The sequence below is a fragment of the Aeromonas schubertii genome (assembly GCF_000820105.1).
GTDB classification, from domain to species: Bacteria; Pseudomonadota; Gammaproteobacteria; order Enterobacterales; family Aeromonadaceae; genus Aeromonas; species Aeromonas schubertii.
This window is the reverse complement of sequence record NZ_CDDB01000022.1, coordinates 1-813: the sequence shown is the minus strand read 5'-3', so window position 1 is coordinate 813 and position 813 is coordinate 1. Positions and strand designations below refer to the sequence as shown.

Annotated in this window: 1 protein-coding gene; it reads left to right on the top strand. The window is 70.0% G+C overall.

The genetic code is table 11. From position 1 onward, the window contains the following. Positions 1 to 813, top strand: an 813-nt coding sequence (locus BN1133_RS04615; RefSeq protein WP_157432337.1) for a VWA domain-containing protein, incomplete at both ends; no start/stop codon positions are given.

Genomic DNA, 813 nt, shown 5'->3' with positions numbered 1-813 from the left:
CCGATCCGGCGCCGGATCGGGCCACCCGGGCTCGCCTGCTGCTGCAAGACCTGCTGGCCGTGGAAGATGGCCGGCGCATCGCCCTCGTCCTCTTTGCCGCCGATGCCTACCTGGCCATGCCGCCCACCCAGGACAGAGAGGCCCTGAGCCGCCTGCTGCCGGATCTGAGGCCCGCGGTGATGCCCATCCAGGGGAGTGCACCACAGCGGGCGGTCCAGCTAGCCCTCGATCGCCTCGGCCAGGAGCACCCGACACGACTTTTGCTGATCACCGATCAGATCACCCGGGATCAGCAAACCGCGATCAGCCAGCGCTGGCCCTGCCGACGCAGCCTGCTCGCCCCCCGTTGTGAGGCGCCGCGCCTCGATATTCTGCTGCTCGCCGGTGACAAGGTGGCCCACCTCCCCCCCGATCAGGGACGACTCACCCTGCCCCCGCCAGATCGGGCGGCCATCGCCGGGCTGGCCGACAGCACTGGAGGCCGGCTGATGAGCTCGGATCGCGACCCGGTGCTGCTCACCCCCCTGGGCGAAGGGGCCGGCCACCAGCTACGCACCGGCTGGCTCGAACTCGGCCCTTACCTGCTGCTACTGCTGCTCCCTTTTTCCCTGCTGGCGCGCAGGGGCGTACTGTGGAGCCTGCTGCTGCTCCCCCTGCTGCTGCCCCCCCTTCATGCGGAGCCCTCCCGCTCGGCCCTGCGCCTCTATGAGGAGGGGAAGTATGCAAGCGCGGCCCAGGCCTTCGACGACCCGATCTGGCGCGGCGATACTCCTTGGCCCGATACCAGGCATTGCCGCGCCAGATCGGGTCGTC